This window comes from Streptomyces sp. NBC_01450, from assembly GCF_036227505.1.
GTDB lineage: Bacteria > Actinomycetota > Actinomycetes > Streptomycetales > Streptomycetaceae > Streptomyces.
In genome coordinates, this window is the sequence record NZ_CP109480.1 from 2,540,281 (window position 1) to 2,555,765 (window position 15,485).

The 15,485-nt window shown below is 72.4% G+C and carries 16 protein-coding genes; 6 read left to right on the forward strand and 10 right to left on the reverse strand.

Translation table 11 applies throughout. The features are described 5' to 3' along the window. Window positions 1-67: 67 nt before the first annotated feature. Window positions 68-520 (forward strand): hypothetical protein, encoded by a 453-nt coding sequence (locus OG568_RS11620; protein ID WP_329536330.1) that lies wholly within the window; start codon window positions 68-70, stop codon window positions 518-520. Further along, the gene (locus OG568_RS11625; protein WP_329531425.1) at window positions 517-987 is read left to right on the forward strand and encodes a hypothetical protein; all 471 of its coding nucleotides are present in this window, start codon (window positions 517-519) and stop codon (window positions 985-987) included. Before OG568_RS11620 ends, OG568_RS11625 begins: the two co-directional genes overlap by 4 nt. Here the strand turns inward: OG568_RS11625 and OG568_RS11630 are convergent. Together OG568_RS11630 and OG568_RS11635 are read right to left on the reverse strand one after the other, a co-directional pair. Beyond that, entirely contained in the window at window positions 956-1,714 is a 759-nt protein-coding gene (locus tag OG568_RS11630) for a class I SAM-dependent methyltransferase (protein ID WP_329531426.1), read from the reverse strand. The two genes, OG568_RS11625 and OG568_RS11630, sit on opposite strands and share 32 nt — an antisense overlap. A 5-nt stretch (window positions 1,715-1,719) precedes the next feature. Then, complete coding sequence (locus tag OG568_RS11635) at window positions 1,720-2,025, reverse strand: 4a-hydroxytetrahydrobiopterin dehydratase (RefSeq protein ID WP_329531427.1); 306 nt, start codon at window positions 2,023-2,025, stop codon at window positions 1,720-1,722. Between the two features lie 250 nt (window positions 2,026-2,275). Between OG568_RS11635 and OG568_RS11640 the strand changes: the two genes are divergently transcribed. Continuing rightward, window positions 2,276-3,124: a helix-turn-helix domain-containing protein gene (locus tag OG568_RS11640; RefSeq protein WP_329531428.1), complete on the forward strand. Its 849-nt coding sequence runs from the start codon at window positions 2,276-2,278 to the stop codon at window positions 3,122-3,124. 55 nt (window positions 3,125-3,179) lie between these two features. After that, the gene (locus OG568_RS11645) at window positions 3,180-4,046 is read left to right on the forward strand and encodes a helix-turn-helix domain-containing protein (protein WP_266428388.1); all 867 of its coding nucleotides are present in this window, start codon (window positions 3,180-3,182) and stop codon (window positions 4,044-4,046) included. A gap of 83 nt (window positions 4,047-4,129) precedes the next feature. Here the strand turns inward: OG568_RS11645 and dnaK are convergent, their stop codons facing one another. The 4 genes from dnaK to OG568_RS11665 all read right to left on the reverse strand — a co-directional run bounded on the left by dnaK (window position 4,130) and on the right by OG568_RS11665 (window position 9,334). Beyond that, window positions 4,130-5,995 carry a molecular chaperone DnaK gene (dnaK, locus tag OG568_RS11650; protein WP_329531429.1) on the reverse strand — a complete coding sequence of 622 codons (1,866 nt, stop codon included), beginning with the start codon at window positions 5,993-5,995 and terminating at the stop codon, window positions 4,130-4,132. A gap of 166 nt (window positions 5,996-6,161) precedes the next feature. Then, window positions 6,162-6,587: an OsmC family protein gene (locus tag OG568_RS11655; protein ID WP_329531430.1), complete on the reverse strand. Its 426-nt coding sequence runs from the start codon at window positions 6,585-6,587 to the stop codon at window positions 6,162-6,164. A 139-nt stretch (window positions 6,588-6,726) separates the two neighbouring features. Next, window positions 6,727-8,811, reverse strand: coding sequence for a phage holin family protein (locus tag OG568_RS11660; protein ID WP_329531431.1), 2,085 nt, complete (start codon window positions 8,809-8,811; stop codon window positions 6,727-6,729). A gap of 88 nt (window positions 8,812-8,899) precedes the next feature. Further along, window positions 8,900-9,334 (reverse strand): hypothetical protein, encoded by a 435-nt coding sequence (locus OG568_RS11665; RefSeq protein ID WP_266428404.1) that lies wholly within the window; start codon window positions 9,332-9,334, stop codon window positions 8,900-8,902. Between the two features lie 85 nt (window positions 9,335-9,419). Between OG568_RS11665 and OG568_RS11670 the strand changes: the two genes are divergently transcribed. Together OG568_RS11670 and OG568_RS11675 are read left to right on the forward strand one after the other, a co-directional pair. Further along, a complete protein-coding gene (locus OG568_RS11670; RefSeq protein ID WP_266428407.1) occupies window positions 9,420-10,193 on the forward strand; it encodes an MBL fold metallo-hydrolase in 774 nt (257 codons plus the stop codon). Window positions 10,194-10,207: 14 nt separating this feature from the next. After that, complete coding sequence (locus OG568_RS11675) at window positions 10,208-10,882, forward strand: DedA family protein (protein WP_385077909.1); 675 nt, start codon at window positions 10,208-10,210, stop codon at window positions 10,880-10,882. 115 nt (window positions 10,883-10,997) lie between these two features. Here the strand turns inward: OG568_RS11675 and OG568_RS11680 are convergent, their stop codons facing one another. The 4 genes from OG568_RS11680 to OG568_RS11695 all read right to left on the reverse strand — a co-directional run bounded on the left by OG568_RS11680 (window position 10,998) and on the right by OG568_RS11695 (window position 15,315). Then, window positions 10,998-12,134, reverse strand: a complete 1,137-nt coding sequence (locus tag OG568_RS11680) for an MBL fold metallo-hydrolase (RefSeq protein WP_329531432.1) — start codon at window positions 12,132-12,134, stop codon at window positions 10,998-11,000. Then, window positions 12,131-13,378 carry an aminotransferase class I/II-fold pyridoxal phosphate-dependent enzyme gene (locus OG568_RS11685; RefSeq protein WP_266428418.1) on the reverse strand — a complete coding sequence of 416 codons (1,248 nt, stop codon included), beginning with the start codon at window positions 13,376-13,378 and terminating at the stop codon, window positions 12,131-12,133. The genes OG568_RS11680 and OG568_RS11685 overlap by 4 nt, the downstream gene beginning before the upstream one ends. A 93-nt stretch (window positions 13,379-13,471) precedes the next feature. Then, the gene (locus OG568_RS11690; protein WP_329531433.1) at window positions 13,472-14,569 is read right to left on the reverse strand and encodes a hypothetical protein; all 1,098 of its coding nucleotides are present in this window, start codon (window positions 14,567-14,569) and stop codon (window positions 13,472-13,474) included. Between the two features lie 158 nt (window positions 14,570-14,727). Continuing rightward, window positions 14,728-15,315 (reverse strand): ANTAR domain-containing response regulator, encoded by a 588-nt coding sequence (locus OG568_RS11695; protein WP_443077615.1) that lies wholly within the window; start codon window positions 15,313-15,315, stop codon window positions 14,728-14,730. Window positions 15,316-15,485: the final 170 nt, after the last annotated feature.

Consider the following 15,485-nt stretch of genomic DNA (forward strand, 5'->3'; position numbering starts at 1 on the left):
CTCCTCGAACTCCCCGAGTTCCCCGAGTTCCCCGAACTCCCGCAACTTCAGGGAGAAACTGCTGACCGTGCCGCCGCCCATCGAGGTGGCAGGGCGACGGATCAAGCGCTACCACGTCACCGCGGACCCGGCCGGTATCGCGCCCGACGTCGAGGCGGCGGCGTACGCGATACTGCCGAAGCTGCTGCCGGAGCCCGACGGCACGCCGCCCGCGACCTTCGTCGTACTGCACCGGGGCGGCGACGACGGCGCCTACCTCAACGCGTACAGCTGGGTGTGGGACAACGTCCTGCACTTCCGGGGCGCGTCGGCGGGCCAGCCGGTCCTGGGCTGCCCGGACCGGGATCCGACGCACTTCATCACACCCGACCTCCCCTGGATCGGCTGCGTCTGGGAGCTGCCGCCGATCCTGCACGAACGCGACGCCTGGGTGCGGCACATGCTCACGCCCGACGCACCCGACCTCGACGCCTACCTTGCCGACTCCCTCCCCGAGGGCACGACGGGAGACCGCTCATGAGCAGCCCGCACGACTTCGACTTCCTCCACGGGGAGTGGGACGTCCGCAACAGGCGTCTGACCGACTTCCTCGACGCCGACAGCGGCTGGGAGGAGTTCGGGGCCACGAGCCACTGCTGGAGCCTGTTCGACGGGGCCGCGAACCTCGACGAGATGACGGTGCCCGGTCAGGGGTGGAAGGGCCTCACCCTGCGGCTCTTCGACCCCGCGGCCCTGGTGTGGTCACTGAACTGGTCGTCGAGCCGCAGCGGGAAGCTGTTTCCGCCGGTGGTGGGGCGGTTCGGGCCCGACGGGCGCGGTGAGTTCCGCGGCGACGACACACACGACGGGAAGGACGTACGGGTGCGGTTCGTGTGGTCGGGGATCTCCGCGAGCACCGCCCGCTGGGAGCAGGCCTTCTCCGTGGACGGAGAGAGGACATGGGTGACCAACTGGGTCATGGAGTTCGCGCGGCGGGGATCTTCCTGAACGCGCGGAGGACGAACCGCGGGTCGGGGCGCGGGACTTCCTGATCGGGCAGCGCTTCGAGCAGCGTGACGAAGCGCTCGGCCAGCGGATCGTCCGGGGCGATCCGGGTGAACCAGCCGCGGCGCAGGTCCGCCACCGTGCTGCGCGGGCTGCGGCCCTGGCCGTGGCCCCGGAAACGGGCCCGCCCGGCCGGGATGAGCCCGTGCTCCACGGCGTACGCCTCGACGTCCTCGGCGCGGTCCTGGGCGGCGCGGCGCGGGCGGTCGGCGAGTACGGCGTCTATGTCACTGCCCACGTCGTGCGCGGCGGCCTTGTCCACGGTGGTGACGTACACCCCGCCGGGGCGCAGGATCCGCGCGCACTCGGCGACGATGGCGCGGACGTCCTCCGCGCCGTCGACCAGATGGAGCAGCCAGACGCTGGTGACGGCGTCGAACGAGGCATCGGGGAAGGGCAGTCGGCGGCTGTCTGCTCGGATCACCGCGCCGGGGAGCCTCGCCGCCGCCATCCGGGCCATGCCGTGCGCGGCGTCCGCGCCCGTCACCCGGAGTGCCGGGCGGGCGGCGGCGAGCCGGCGCGTGACGATTCCGGTGCCGCAGGCGACGTCGAGCAGGTCCCGTACGCCGTCGGGGACGAGGCCGAGTACGGCGTCCGCGGCCGCGGTGGCCCTGGGCTCACCGCCCCTGGTGGAGTCGTACGCCTCGGCTTCCTTGTCGTAGTCCAGCATGCGGATCAGTGTGCGCCATGTCCCGGAGCGAGTGCCTCCACCCTGCGGGCGAGCTTGAAGTCGAGCTCGGTGACGGCGCCGCCGACGCTGTGGGTGTTCACGGTGAGGGAGATCGTGTTGTAGCCGAGGGTGAGGTCGGAGTGGTGGTCGAGCTCCTCCTGTACCTGGGCGATGTGGACGACCATCGCGGTCGCGGCGAAGTGGGAGGGGAGGTGATAGGAGCGGGCCAGTCGGTCGCCGTCCAGCGACCAGCCGGGCAGCTCCGCGAGCCGTTCCTCGATCTCCTTCTGCGACAGGGGTTCGACGGGCATGGCCTCACTCCATTCGTACGGGGGGGGTGCCGTGGGGCTGTTCCTCAGCCTGCCACAGTCCCCCGACCGGGGCTCTCCGGCGCCCCGAGGGGTTTCGCGCCCCCGCCGTCCCCACCCGTCCCCTCGTCAACCTGGGGGTTCCGCCCCCAGACCCCTGGGGGTGCTTCTTCGGCTGCGGGTGGGCGGGGGGGCCGGCCGCGTGGTTCCCCGCGCCCCTGAAAGCGGGGCGTTCCTCGGCTACGGTCGGCGTATGTCCATCGTCGCGTCCGGTCCGACCAGGCCCTCAACCAACCCTGCCGGCAAGGGCGTCGGCCCGCTGCTGCGGGGCTGGCGCGAACAGCGTCGGGTCAGCCAGCTGGAACTGGCGCTGCGTGCCGACTCCTCGGCCCGCCATATCAGCTTCATCGAGACCGGCCGTTCCCGTCCGAGCGAGGACATGGTGCTGCGGCTGGCCGAACACCTCGACGTCCCCGTGCGGGAACGCAACGCGCTGCTCCTGGCCGCCGGCTACGCGCCCCACTATCCGGAGACCCCGCTCGACGATCCGTCGATGGACGCCCTGCGCCAGGGCATGGAGCGGCTGATCCAGGGCTACGAGCCCTACCCGGCGCTGGTGGTCGACGCCACGTACACCGTGCTCGCCGCCAACCGTGGCATCACCATGCTCCTGGAGGGCGTCGGCGAGTCGCTGCTCACGCCGCCGCTCAACGCGATGCGGCTGACCCTCCACCCGGAGGGCCTGGCGCCTCGGATCCGCAACCACCGCGAGTGGCGCGACCACCTGCTCGCGCAGATGGAACGACAGATCGCCCTGGACCGCTCCGAGCCACTGCGCGCGCTGTACGAGGAGGTGGCGGCCTATCCAGTACCTCAACCGGAGACGAAGGCCATCTCCTCGGCCGAGGACGAGGAACTCGAGCCCGTTCCCTGTTTCGCGCTCCCCCTTCAGATCGAGCACGGCGAGCGCGTGCTGTCGTTCATCTCCTCCATCTCCACGTTCAACACCCCCATGGACGTCACCGTCGCCGAGCTGGCCATCGAGACGTTTCTGCCCGCGGACCCGGCGACGGTCAAATACCTTCAGTCACTGGTGTCTTGACGGAGCGTCGCTGATCCGTTTGAGTGGGGGCTTCGGCGCTTGGGGAGGGCGTGGCGTGAGTGAGCGGCGGGCTGCGCCCACCGTGGGGCAAGTAGTGCTCGGGCGGCGGCTGCAGGAATTGCGGGAGGCCACCGGGCTGAAGCGGGAAGAGGCCGCGCGTGTCCTGCGTGTCGCCCCGGCGACGGTGCGGCGGATGGAGATGGCCGAGGTCGCCCTCAAGATTCCGTACCTTCAGGTGTTGCTGACGACGTACGGCGTGGCCGACGACGAGGTGGCCGCGTTCGTCGCGCTCGCCGAGGAGGCGAACCAGCCGGGCTGGTGGCAGCGGTTCCACGATGTGCTGCCGGACTGGTTCAGCATGCACGTCAGCCTGGAGGGCGCCGCCCGTCTGATCCGCTCCTACGAGCCGCACTTCGTGCCCGGGCTGCTGCAGACCGAGGAGTACGCGCGCGCCGTGCTGGAGGCCGGAACGGTGGGCCAGGCGGGGCCCGAGGCCGTCGAGCGGCATGTGACGCTGCGCATGACGCGGCAGAAGCTGCTGCTGGGGCGCGAGAACCGGCCACACCTCTGGGTGATCATGGACGAGACCGCGCTGCGGCGCCCGGTGAGCACACGCGGCGAGGTCATGCGGGACCAGATCGACCGACTGCTGCGCGAGATGGAGAGCGACGACATCTCCGTCCAGGTCGCCGAGTACGCGAGCGGCCCGCACCCGGGGACGTACACCTCCTTCGCGTTGTTCCGCTTCGCGGAGCCGGAGCTGCCCGACATGGTCTACAGCGAGTATCTGACCGGTGCCGTCTACCTCGACTCGCGCTCCGAGGTGGTCACGCACCTGGAGGTTCTGGACCACATGTCGGCCCATGCCGCGTCCGTACCGCGCACCAAGGAGATCCTGCGGGAGATCCGGGACTCCTACTGAGGATTCCCAAAGAGGGTTCCCAAGCAGGAGCTCCAGGGAGGAACTCCAGGGAGGGGCTCCAGGAATGCTCCCGCTCAGGGCCGCTACGCCGCGCCGCCCCTCGTCTCCCTCTCGTCGTCCACGATCTCGGCGTCCACCACACCGTCCTCCTCCGCCGCGGTGTGCTCGGCGGCCGGCTCCTGGCCGGGTGTCTGCTGGGCCCGGGCGTACATGGCCTGGCCCATCTTCTGGCTCACCGAGCCCAGTTTCTCGACGCCGGTGCGCAGGGCGGTGGCGTCGGTGGCGGAGTCCTCCAGGAGGCGCTTGAGGTCGGCGACGGCGGACTCGACCTCGGGTTTCGTCTCGGAGGGGATGCGCTCGTCGTTCTCGCGGAGGAACTTCTCGGTCTGGTAGACGAGTTGTTCGGCCTGGTTGCGGGTCTCGGCGCCCTCGCGGCGCGCGCGGTCCTCCTCGGCGTACTGCTCGGCCTCGCGCATCATGCGGTCGATGTCGTTCTTGGGGAGCGCGGAGCCGCCGGTGACGGTCATCTTCTGTTCGCGCCCGGTGGCCAGGTCCTTCGCGGAGACGTGCATGATCCCGTTGGCGTCGATGTCGAACGCGACCTCGATCTGCGGCACCCCGCGCGGCGCGGGAGGCAACCCGGTGAGGTCGAAGACGCCGAGCTTCTTGTTGTACGCGGCGATCTCCCGTTCGCCCTGGTAGACCTGGATGCCCACCGAGGGCTGGTTGTCCACGGCCGTGGTGAAGATCTCCGAACGGCGGGTCGGGATCGTGGTGTTGCGCTCGATGAGCTTGGTCATGATGCCGCCCTTGGTCTCGATGCCCAGGGACAGCGGGGTGACGTCGAGGAGCAGGACGTCCTTCACGTCCCCCCTGATGACACCCGCCTGGAGGGCCGCGCCGAGCGCCACGACCTCGTCCGGGTTGACGCCCTTGTGCGGGTCCTTGCCGGTGAGGTCCCTGACCAGGTCCGTCACGGCGGGCATCCGGGTCGAGCCGCCGACCAGGATGACGTGGTCGATCGCCGCGAGCTTGACGCCCGCGTCCTTGATCGCCTGGTGGAAGGGGGTCTTGCAGCGGTCGAGCAGATCGGCGGTCAGCTCCTGGAACTGGGCGCGCGTCAGTTTCTCCTCGAGGTGCAGGGGGCCGTCGGCGGTGGCGGTGATGTAGGGCAGGTTGACGGTGGTCTCGGAGGAGCTGGACAGTTCGATCTTGGCCTTCTCGGCGCTCTCGCGCAGTCGCTGCAGCGCCATCTTGTCGTGGCCGAGATCGATGCCGTGCGAGGCCTTGAAGCGTTGCGCGAGGTGTTCGACGACCCGCTGGTCCCAGTCGTCGCCGCCGAGCCGGGTGTCGCCGTTGGTCGCCTTGACCTCGATGACGCCGTCGCCGATCTCAAGGAGCGAGACGTCGAAGGTGCCGCCGCCCAGGTCGAAGACGAGGACGGTCTGCTCCTCGCCCCGGTCGAGGCCGTAGGCGAGGGCGGCGGCCGTCGGCTCGTTGATGATCCGCAGGACTTTCAGGCCCGCGATCTCGCCCGCCTCCTTGGTGGCCTGGCGTTGCGCGTCGTCGAAGTAGGCGGGCACGGTGATCACGGCGTCCGTGACGTCCTCGCCGAGGTAGGCCTCCGCGTCCCGCTTCAGCTTCTGCAGGACGCGCGCCGACAGCTCCTGGGCACGGTAGCGGGTGCCGTCGACGGAGCCCTTCTCCGGGAAGCGCCAGCTCGCGTCGCCCATGTGGCGTTTGACCGAGCGCGCGGTGCGCTCCACGTTCGTCACGGCCTGACGTTTGGCGACGTCACCGACGAGCACCTCGCCGTTCTTGGCGAAGGCCACCACGGAGGGGGTGGTGCGCGCGCCCTCCGCGTTGGTCACGACGGTGGGGTCGCCGCCTTCGAGGAGTGCCACCACCGAGTTCGTCGTACCGAGGTCGATCCCGACCGCACGTGCCATGTCCGTCCCCTTCCGCCAGGGCGCTGCCCACCTTCAAGCACAAAACTTGAGTGCTTTCTTGTCAATGGGGCGCGCTGGCCGAGGGGGCGGCCGGGCCAGGGCGGCCCGGACATGACAGCGCCGCGGGCCCTGTGCGGGGACCGCGGCGCCGTACTGCTCCCGGACGTCAGGCCAGCTTGGCCGTCAGGGTGATCGTCGTGCCGGTCAGCGCCGCGCTGACCGGGCAGTTCTTCTTCGCGTCCTCGGCCGCCGCGACGAAGCCGTCGTTGTCGAGGCCCGGCACCGTGCCCTCCACCGTGAGGTGGATTCCGGTGATGCCCTCGCCGGGCTGGAAGGTGACGTCGGCGTTGGTGATGAGCTTGGTGGGCGGGGTGCCCGCGCCCGCGAGGGCGTGCGACAGCGCCATGGAGAAGCAGCTGGAGTGGGCGGCGGCGATCAGCTCCTCGGGGCTGGTCTTGCCGTTCGCGTCCTGCGCCCGCGACGCCCACGTCACCGGCTGCTGGCCGATGCCGGAGGAGTCGAAGGTGACGACGCCGCTGCCCTCGAGCAGGTTGCCTTCCCACACGGTGTGTGCGGTGCGCGTGGTTGCCACGATGATTCCCTTCGATGAGGTCCCGCTTTCGGGGTCCGTACGCACCATCCGATCACACCCGTGCCCAACTCACCCAGAATGACGGCCCGCTGGCAGCACTCCGTTTTCCGTCGCGCGGCCCCGGCCACCTGGCCGTGGCTCAGGCGGCGCGCTCGTCCGCGGGCGCCGCCAGCGGTACTTGGGGGCCGTCGCACTCGCGCAGCCAGCGCCGCAGTACGCGGTGCACCTGTTCGGCGCCCACGAGATCCGCGTCGTCCTCGACCGGCGCGGACAGGACCACGGGCGACAGCAGGAAGGGACGTGCCTGGGCCCCGCCGAGTCCGCCGTGCGAACCGATCTGCTCCTCGAAGGCGAGGACTTCGCCCTCCTGCGGGTCGTACGAGGAGTTGACCATGATGTCGGCGACGTGCGGGAACGAGTGCGTTCGTCGTACGGCGTCGGCGGCGCCGGGGCCGAAGTCGGCGAGCGGGCCCGGCCGCGCGTCGTCGAGCTTGTCGACCGGTACCTCGGCGCCGTTCGCGCCCAGCACGAGTCCGCCGTACTCCTCGCTGCGGACCAGCACGAAGCCGACGCCGGGGTGGTTGGCGAGGGTGGACAGCAGCGCGGGGTGGCGGCGGTCTATCTCCTCCCGGCTCATCCGGTGCGGCACGTCGGGGAAGGAGACGAGGCCGAGATTTCCGGAGGCCAGCACGATGGGCTCGGAGCGCCGCGAGGGACGGTGGTGCTCGCCGCGCTCCTCGACGGGTCTGCGCAGCGCGGCCCGGACCGCGGCCCGCGCCTCGGTGCCGCTGTGCGTGTGCTGTACCTTGCGCGGCACGGGCAGGCCGCAGCCGGCCCGGACCAGGTTGCCGAGGCTGAGGCCGTAGCGGGTCAGGAAGGTCTCGCCGGGGCTCTGGCCGTGGTCCGACAGCACCACGATCCGGTAGGGCCGCGGGGCGTGCTCGGCGACCTTGGCCACCAGGGCGAGGGAGCGGTCGAGGCGCTCCAGGACCTTCTCGGCGTCCCGGCTGCGCGGCCCGGAGTGGTGGGCCACCTCGTCGTACGCCACCAGGTCCGCGTAGACCGCGTTGCGCCCGGCGAGCATGTCGCCGATCACCGCGGCGACGACGACGTCCCGCTCGACGACGGTCGCGAAGGCGCGTACGAAGGGGTACAGCCCGCCGCGCTTGACCCGTGGCCGCCGCTTCTCCATCCGGGCCCACGTGGACTGGCCCATCTCGCGCAGGACCTCGGCGACGAAGGACATGGCCGTACGGACTGCGTTGGCGGGGTCGCTGAAGTACGCGAAGTAGCCCGAGCGGGAGCGGTTCTCCCGGCCCCTTCGCGCGGCGATGGACAGTACGAGGGCCAGCTGGTCGGCGCCGCCGCTGAAGAGGTTGCCGCGGCTGGCGCCGTCGACGGTGAGCAGGCCCCCGTCGCCGGTGTACTCGATGGCACGGCGCTGGAGTTCGGCGGCGCTGGAGGGCCGGTTGCACACCATGACCTCGTGCGTGTCCTTCTCGTACCAGCGGAAGGCCGGCACGTCGTGGTTGCTGCCGTGCAGGATGCCGAGCTGGCTGGCGCCGGTCTGGCTGGACCAGTCGGTGCGCCAGGGCGTGAGCCGGTGGGTGGGGCGGCCACTGCTCACCGGGCTGCCGAGCCACTGCGCGACGGTGGGCATCAGCCCCTTGCCGACCGCCTCCTCCAGCACGTCGTGGCCCACGCCGTCGAGCTGGAGGAAGACGGTACCGGGGGTCGAGGACCCGGCCTGCCCGTCACCGCGTCTGCGGCGCCGGTCGGCGAGCCGGTAGAGCCTGCGCCCGTAGGCGTCGTCGTCCCGGACCGCGAGGGCACCCCCGGTGGCCGAGGCGACCGCGGACATCACGGCGGCGACGACCACGGCGGTCTCCGGGGCGGCCTCGCCCTGCCCGGAGGGGTTGATGCGCAGGGCTATCAGCAGCAGGGACCCGTTCAGGAAGAAGACGAGCAGACCGAGCACGAGGGCGGGCACCAGCAGCAGCGCCCGTACGAGCAGTGGCCACACGAGCGAGGAGAGCAGACCGAAGACGGCCGCGCCCACCCCGGCGGTGACGGCGATCCGCGTGGCACTGTCCCCGTTGCTGGACTCCAGCTGGAAGTCGGGCAGCGCACCGGCGAGGACGAGCATGGTGACCGTGGACACGGCCCACACCGCGACACTCCGCCACACTCCGCTGAGAAGTCGCCGCCAACGCCTTCCGCCCACGCCCTGTCCACCTCACGTCCCGGCCCGCCCGGTGCGCGAGGCCTGCTCCCACCCTGTCACAACGGTCGAGCGGCCCCCGGTGTCCCCCTCAGCGGCCGTCGTAGCCGGCGGTCGGCATCGACAGGCGGCGGTGGACCCGGGCCTTCATCTGAGCGTCGTACGACGGTTCCGCACACCCGACCGTCTCGATCCGTACGCCTCGGCGGGCGCACTCGGCGGTGAACTCGTCCACGGAGGCGAGGGCGCGCTCCAGGACACGACGGCTCGGCGCGACGAACAGGTCGACGAGGCCCGCCTCGACGTCCGCCCACAAGGTGCGGTGGTCGGGGCGCAGACCGCGGACGAGGAGCTCGCGGGTGACGACGTAACCGCGCTCGGCGGCCCAGCGGGCGCACATCGCGTACTGGCTGCGGGAGTCCACGAGGAAGGGGTCCGCGTCGAGCTCCTCCAGGGGCGTCAGGCTCGCGATGGCCGTGACGCGGACTGTGGCCGCCGCCGCGGAGGCGCTGCGCGCGTGTCCCATGGCGTCCCCCCTCACCTCCGGGTTTCGCCGCCGACCCTACTCCTGCACGTAGGCTCGGGGGGAGTCGCACGGAGGAGGCAAAGAAGTGCCGGTGGAGATCACCTGGTGGGGGCACGCCACTTGCACGCTGGAGGACTCCGGCACACGCGTCCTCACCGATCCGCTCTTCGCGCGCCGGCTCGCGCACCTGCGGCGCAGGCGCGGGGCGCCGCCCCCTCCCGAGGCGGCGGTCGCGGACGTGGCGCTGGTCTCGCATCTGCACGCCGACCATCTCCATCTGCCCTCGTTGCAGCGGCTCGCGCCGGGCACCCTGGTGCTGGTGCCGAAGGGCGCGCCCCGCGTGGTGCCGGCGCTGCGCAGGCTGGACCATCTGCGGTTCGTCGAGGTGGCGCCCGGGGACCTGACCGAGGTCGGTGACCTGGTGGTACGTACGGTGTCCGCGCGGCACGACGGCCGGCGGCTGCCGGTCGGACCGCACCGCTCCCCCGCGCTGGGCTTCGTGGTGGAGGGTGAGGCGCGGACGTATTTCGCCGGGGACACCGGGCTGTTCGAGTCGATGGCCGAGGAGGTCGGACCGGTCGACGTGGCGCTGCTGCCGGTCGGCGGCTGGGGCCCGTTCCTCGGGGAGGGACATCTGGACGCGGGGCGGGCCGCCGAGGCGCTGGCCCGGCTGGCGCCGAGGAGCGCGGTGCCGGTGCACTACGGCACGTACTGGCCCATCGGGATGGACAGCGTGCGCCCCCATGAATTCCATGCGCCGGGTGATGAGTTCGTGCGCCTGGCTGGGGAGCATGCGCCCCAGGTGGCGGTGCACCGGCTCGAACACGGCGAGAGCGTGCGCCCGGAGGTCGCACGGTGACGCCTCTGACCGCCATGGGCGCGGCCCCGGCGATATTCCTGTCCGCCAAGAGCACCGCCCCGACCGTGTTCCTTGCCGCCGCGGGCGCGGCCGTGACCCCGGAGAGCACACAGCAGGCGATCGGCTATCCGTCGCTGTTCGTCCTGGTGCTGATCGGCGCGCTGGTTCCCGTGGTGCCGACCGGCGCGCTGGTCAGTTCGGCGGCCGTGGTGGCCTTCCACCAGACGGCGCCGTTCTCGTTGCTGCTGGTCTTCGTGGTGGGCTCGTTCGCGGCGTTCCTCGGAGACGTGGCGCTCTACTGGCTCGGCCGGCGCGGCATGGGCTCCAAGAACGGCTCGCGCTGGCTGGAGGCGATCCGTGTGCGCGCCCCGGAGGACCGTCTCGCCCAGGCCCAGGAGAAGCTGGACGACCACGGCGTCGCCGTCCTCGTCCTGTCCCGCCTCGTCCCGGCGGGCCGCATACCGGTGATGCTCGCCTGTCTGCTGGCGAAGATGCCCCTGCGCACCTTCGCCCGCGGCGACATCCCCGCCTGCCTCGCCTGGGCGGCCACCTACCAGGTCATCGGCATCCTCGGCGGCTCCCTCTTCGACGAGCCGTGGGAGGGCGTGGTGGCGGCGGTCGTCCTGACACTGGCGATCAGTGCGGCGCCGGGAGTGTGGCGGAGGGTGCGCAGAACCGCGCCGCGATAGAAGCGGTCCTGGAAGGGGCGCCCGGAGGGGGCATCCGCGGCTCCGCCGCGTGGGCGCGAGCCACCACGACCCACCCGCGGACACCCCCGCCAACGCCCTCACCCCGGAACCGCCCTCACCCCAGAACCCGAGAACCCCCCACCGCCAGATCCCACAGGTCCCCCCGCTCCAACCCCGCCCGCTCCCAGGCCACCTTCACCCGGGTCAACGGCTCCAGCACCGGCTCCGCGGACAGCACGAACGTCCCCCAGTGCATCGGCGCCATCCGACGGGCCCCCAGGTCAACGGCCGCCCGAACAGCCTCTTCCGGGTCACAGTGGACGTCGCTCAACCACCACCGGGGGTCGTACGCTCCGATGGGAAGCAGGGCCAGGTCTATCCCCGGGTAGCGCTGCCCGATGGCCGCGAACCAGTGCCCGTACCCCGTGTCCCCCGCGAAGTACACCCGCTGCCCTTCGGGCGCCGTCAGCATCCAGCCGCCCCACAGCGTGCGGCAGGTGTCGGTGAGGCTGCGCTTGGACCAGTGGTGGGCGGGGACGAGGTCGAAGCGGACTCCGTCGAGCTCGACCGCCTCCCACCAGTCCAGCTCGGTGACCCGGGTGAACCGGCGGCGCCGGAACCAGCGTCCGAGTCCGGCCGGCACGAACACCGGTGTGTCCCGCGGGAGCCTGCGCAGCGTCGGCGCGTCCAGATGGTCGTAGTGGTTGTGACTGATGACGACCGCGTCGACGTTCGGCAGCGCGCTCCAGGCCACGCCGACGGGGGTGATCCGGGCCGGGGTGCCGAAGATCTTGCGGGACCAGACCGGGTCGGTGAGGACGGTGAGCCCGCCTATGCGGATCACCCAACTCGCGTGCCCCGCCCAGGAGACGGCGACGGTACGGGCGCCCACCCGCGGCAGCGGCCCCGGTTCGAAGGGCAGCAGCGGGATGTCGGTGAGCCCCTCGGGGCCCGGCCGCAGCGCCCCCTCGCGGGCGAACCGCGCGAAGGCCCGCAGCCCCGGCAGTGGCGCGGTCAGCCGGTCGACGAACGACCGTGGCCACACACGGCGTTCGCCGAGCGGACGGGGTTCGGCGAGAGGAGGGGGCTCGACGAGCGGACGGAGCGGAACGACAGGTGAGGAACGGCCCACCGTGGGGGCCATGGAGGACGCCGGCTCCTCGGCGTCCTGCGTACTCATGGACGTACTCAGGGACGTGGACGTGCTCGGGGACGTACTCGTGCTCGTGGTCGACTGGGACTGCTGCGTCATCGAGGAGGCTCCCATCGCTGAGCGTCGTCACGGAGATCGTCGAACGCCGACCCCAGGAGGGTCAACGCGCGTTGCGTCTGCGGCAGTTCCAACGGCGAGGGTGAACTGAGGCATTCCGCCCGCTCCTCGTCGGTGGCACCGAGCAGCGGTCCGGTCTCCAACCGCACGCGCAGCGCCTCGAGGTCGTCCCCGAAGCGGTGGCCCCCCGGCGCGGGCATGCCGAGCCGGGCGGTGAGGAAGTCCTCCAGTTCCTGTGCGTCCCCGACACCGAGGGCGGTCAGCGCGGAGCTCAACGGACCGAGATCCACGTACAGATGCCGGCCGGCCTGCGGCGGCCGCGCGAGAGCGCCCGACCCGACCACCGCGCGGTGCGCGGCGAGAGCCACGCGCGCGTGCAGGCGTACGGCGGCGGTCAGCCGCTCGGTGACCGGGTCCGGCTCGCCGAGCGCGTACGCGGCCGCCGCGGCGACCGGTTCCGCGACCCGGGCGCCGAGCACGGTGAGCACGTCGAGGACGCGGGCGCGCAGCCGAAGGCCCTCGTCGGTGTCCGGGAAGCGGGCGACAGCGGCCGGCCAGCCCTGCGGCAGGAAGGCACCCGCGAGGTCCGCGACCACGGTGACCTCGCCGGGGAGCATTTCGGCGGGGCTGAGCAGCACGGTGTCGTGCGGCCGGTGCAGGGTGTCGCGCCAGGTCTCGTCGCTGACCACGTGCAGTCCCTCGCCCACCGCGGCCTCCACGGTCTCGTGCACCACCTCGGGCGGTGCGACGGTCGCGGTGGGGTCGTCGGCGACGGAGAGCACGAGCAGGCGCGGATCGCCGCCCTCGGCTCGGACCCGGCGGACGGTCTCCAGAAGGGCGTACGGATCCGGCAGGCCGCCGCACTCCGCGGGCGTCGCCGCGTGGAACACGGACCGGCCCAGCAGGCGGACCTGTGGTGCCCACCAGGCGGCACAGGGGCGCGGCACCAGGACGTCGCCGCCGAGTGCGCCGGTCAGCGCGAGGAGCAGTGCGGGGGCGCCGGGGGCGGCGACCACCCGGTCGCGGTCGGCGGCCAGGCCCCGCCGGGTCCAGTAGCCGCAGGCCGCGTCGAGGAGCGCGGGACCGCCGCCGGAGGGCTCGGCGTGGGCGTGGCCCGCCGCGTCGGCGAGTACGGCGCGCAGTTCGGACAGTACCGGCAGGCCCTGATCGGGAAGGGGCGGGCCGTAGCGGACCGGACCGTGCCCTTCCGGTACCGTCCGCCGCATCCGTGCCTCCGTGCAGTCCGTGGTGCCGTGCCCTGTCGTTACCCGGGCTCCCGCCCCGCCATGGGCGCCCGGCCGGGTGCGCCCGTCACAGCGTCAGCGGCCGGTGGAGCCCCTTTGGCGCAGCCGGTGGACGGCCGCACCCAGCGCGCCCAAGATCAGGACGCCGCCGATGATCAGGGCCGGGACGGAGTCGGTGAAGGCGCCGCCATCGCCACCCTGCACCCCGTACTGGGCACCGGCGGGGCGCTCCACGGTGTCGTCGTCCGCACCGGTGTCACCCCCGACGTCGGTGTCATGCCCGGCGTCGGCGTCATGCCCGGCGTCGGTGTCACGCCCCGTGCCGGTGTCACGCCCCGTGCCGGTGTCATGCCCTGTGCCAGTGTCGTGAGTCGCCGTGTCGTGAGTCGCGGTGTCGTGAGTCGCGGTGTCGTGAGTCGTACCCGTGTCGCGCCCCGCGCCGCTGTCATGAGCCGCGCCGGTCTCACGCGGCGAAGCGCCGTCATGAGCCGCACCCGTCTCACGCCCCGTGCCCGTCTCACGCCCCACGCCCGTGTCAGGAGCCGCGCCCGTCTCGCGCCCCGTACCGCTGTCATGAGCCGCGCCGGTCTCACGCGGCGAAGCGCCGTCATGAGCCGCACCCGTCTCACGCCCCACACCCGTCTCACGCCCCGTGTCGCGCCCGACGCCGGTGCCGGTCCCGATGCCGGCGCCCTGGGACACGGTGTACGAGGCGTTCCACGGCCGCTCACTGCCGCCCGGCGCGACGGGACAGACACCGTTGACACCCCATTCGCCCTCACGGCCCCCGGCGTCGGACCCGCTGTTGAACTGCCCGCCGGCCCCGACGGCACCAACCGCCCCGGCCACACCGGATCCACTGTCCGAAGTCCCACCGGACGGGATACGGGCCGTCCCGTGGTACGAGGCGGTGCCGCCCGTCTTCGCGTCGCCGCCGGTGACCCGGTGCAGTTGGACCTTGCCCCCCTCGAAGCCCTGGGAGTGGGCGTCGATGGACTCGGGCGGGGTGCCGCCGGTCGCGTCGCAGGTGACGGAGATGGAGAGCAGACCGCCGGGGCCCACGGAACGGGGATCGACCTCCGCGCCCGGATCCGCGGACGCGGCCGTGGCGGCCGCACCCAGGGCGGCACAGGCCAGGGCGGTGGCGGACAGGACAGGGGCGGTACGGCGCATGGGTCGGGCTCCTTCGGACAGACACTGTCTGAAGGGGGCACGGCCGTCGCGCCCCCGCCTCATCACAGCCCGCCCCCGCCCAGGGCGCGCGCGGCCGGACACCATTCGCGGGACACGGGCACCCGAGCGGGTGACAGCGGGGGCTCGGCCCGGCCGGGTCAGTCCGACAGGGAGACGAGCTCTCGCTCCAGGCCGCGTCCGCGCCTGTCCACGACCGCCGAGGCGACGTCGGAGAGTTTGCGCTGGGTCGCCTGCGAGATGCGGCGCAGTACGCCGAACGCCGCGTCCGCGTCGCAGCCCAGTACGTGCATGACGATCCCGCACGCCTGGTCGACGACGGGCCGGGTGCGCAGCGCTGCGCCGAGCTGGTCGAGCTCGGTGAGCGCGGCCCGGTAGGAGCGGTCGCGGACCAGGCAGGTGACGGCGAGGTCGCCGAGCGCGCGGGCGGGTCCGTGCGGGGCGTCCTCCAAGGCGCCGGGCCGGAAACTGTAGAGGCTGAGGGTCACGGTCAGCCCGGAGCGCCGGAAGGGGATCGTGACGCTGGAGCGGACTCCCGAGTCGAGGGCCATCGCGCGGTACGCCGGCCAGCGCTCCTCGCGCAGCAGGTCCGCCGAGTCGACGGGCTCGCCGCGTTCCAGCGCGGCGGGGATGGGACCGTCGCCGGAGCGGAGCTGGACCGAGACGAGTCCGGCGAGGTCGGGGTGGGTCACCGCGGCGGGGCGTTCCGGGCCGCCCTCGGAAACCATGCAACTGGCGCCGCAGCAGTCGGTGGTGCAGCGGGCGGCCTGCTCGGCGAGCTCCGAGAGCCGCCTTCCCGGCAGGGTGGATTCCGGCGACCGCGCGCCCAGGTGCCCGAGCTGACTGTCCTGCCTGCCTCGGCCGCCATGACCGCCATGACCGCCTTGATCGCGCCCGT

Coding starts and splice junctions, on each gene's coding strand:
- OG568_RS11695 (WP_443077615.1), bottom strand. CDS start 15,315: ATGGTTTCCGAGGGCGGCCCGGAACGCCCCGCCGCGGTGACCCACCCC.
- OG568_RS11680 (WP_329531432.1), bottom strand. CDS start 12,134: ATGACGCAGCAGTCCCAGTCGACCACGAGCACGAGTACGTCCCCGAGC.
- OG568_RS11675 (WP_385077909.1), top strand. CDS start 10,208: ATGGGCGCGGCCCCGGCGATATTCCTGTCCGCCAAGAGCACCGCCCCG.
- OG568_RS11685 (WP_266428418.1), bottom strand. CDS start 13,378: ATGCGGCGGACGGTACCGGAAGGGCACGGTCCGGTCCGCTACGGCCCG.
- OG568_RS11665 (WP_266428404.1), bottom strand. CDS start 9,334: ATGGGACACGCGCGCAGCGCCTCCGCGGCGGCGGCCACAGTCCGCGTC.
- OG568_RS11635 (WP_329531427.1), bottom strand. CDS start 2,025: ATGCCCGTCGAACCCCTGTCGCAGAAGGAGATCGAGGAACGGCTCGCG.
- OG568_RS11625 (WP_329531425.1), top strand. CDS start 517: ATGAGCAGCCCGCACGACTTCGACTTCCTCCACGGGGAGTGGGACGTC.
- OG568_RS11640 (WP_329531428.1), top strand. CDS start 2,276: ATGTCCATCGTCGCGTCCGGTCCGACCAGGCCCTCAACCAACCCTGCC.
- OG568_RS11630 (WP_329531426.1), bottom strand. CDS start 1,714: ATGCTGGACTACGACAAGGAAGCCGAGGCGTACGACTCCACCAGGGGC.
- dnaK (WP_329531429.1), bottom strand. CDS start 5,995: ATGGCACGTGCGGTCGGGATCGACCTCGGTACGACGAACTCGGTGGTG.
- OG568_RS11690 (WP_329531433.1), bottom strand. CDS start 14,569: ATGCGCCGTACCGCCCCTGTCCTGTCCGCCACCGCCCTGGCCTGTGCC.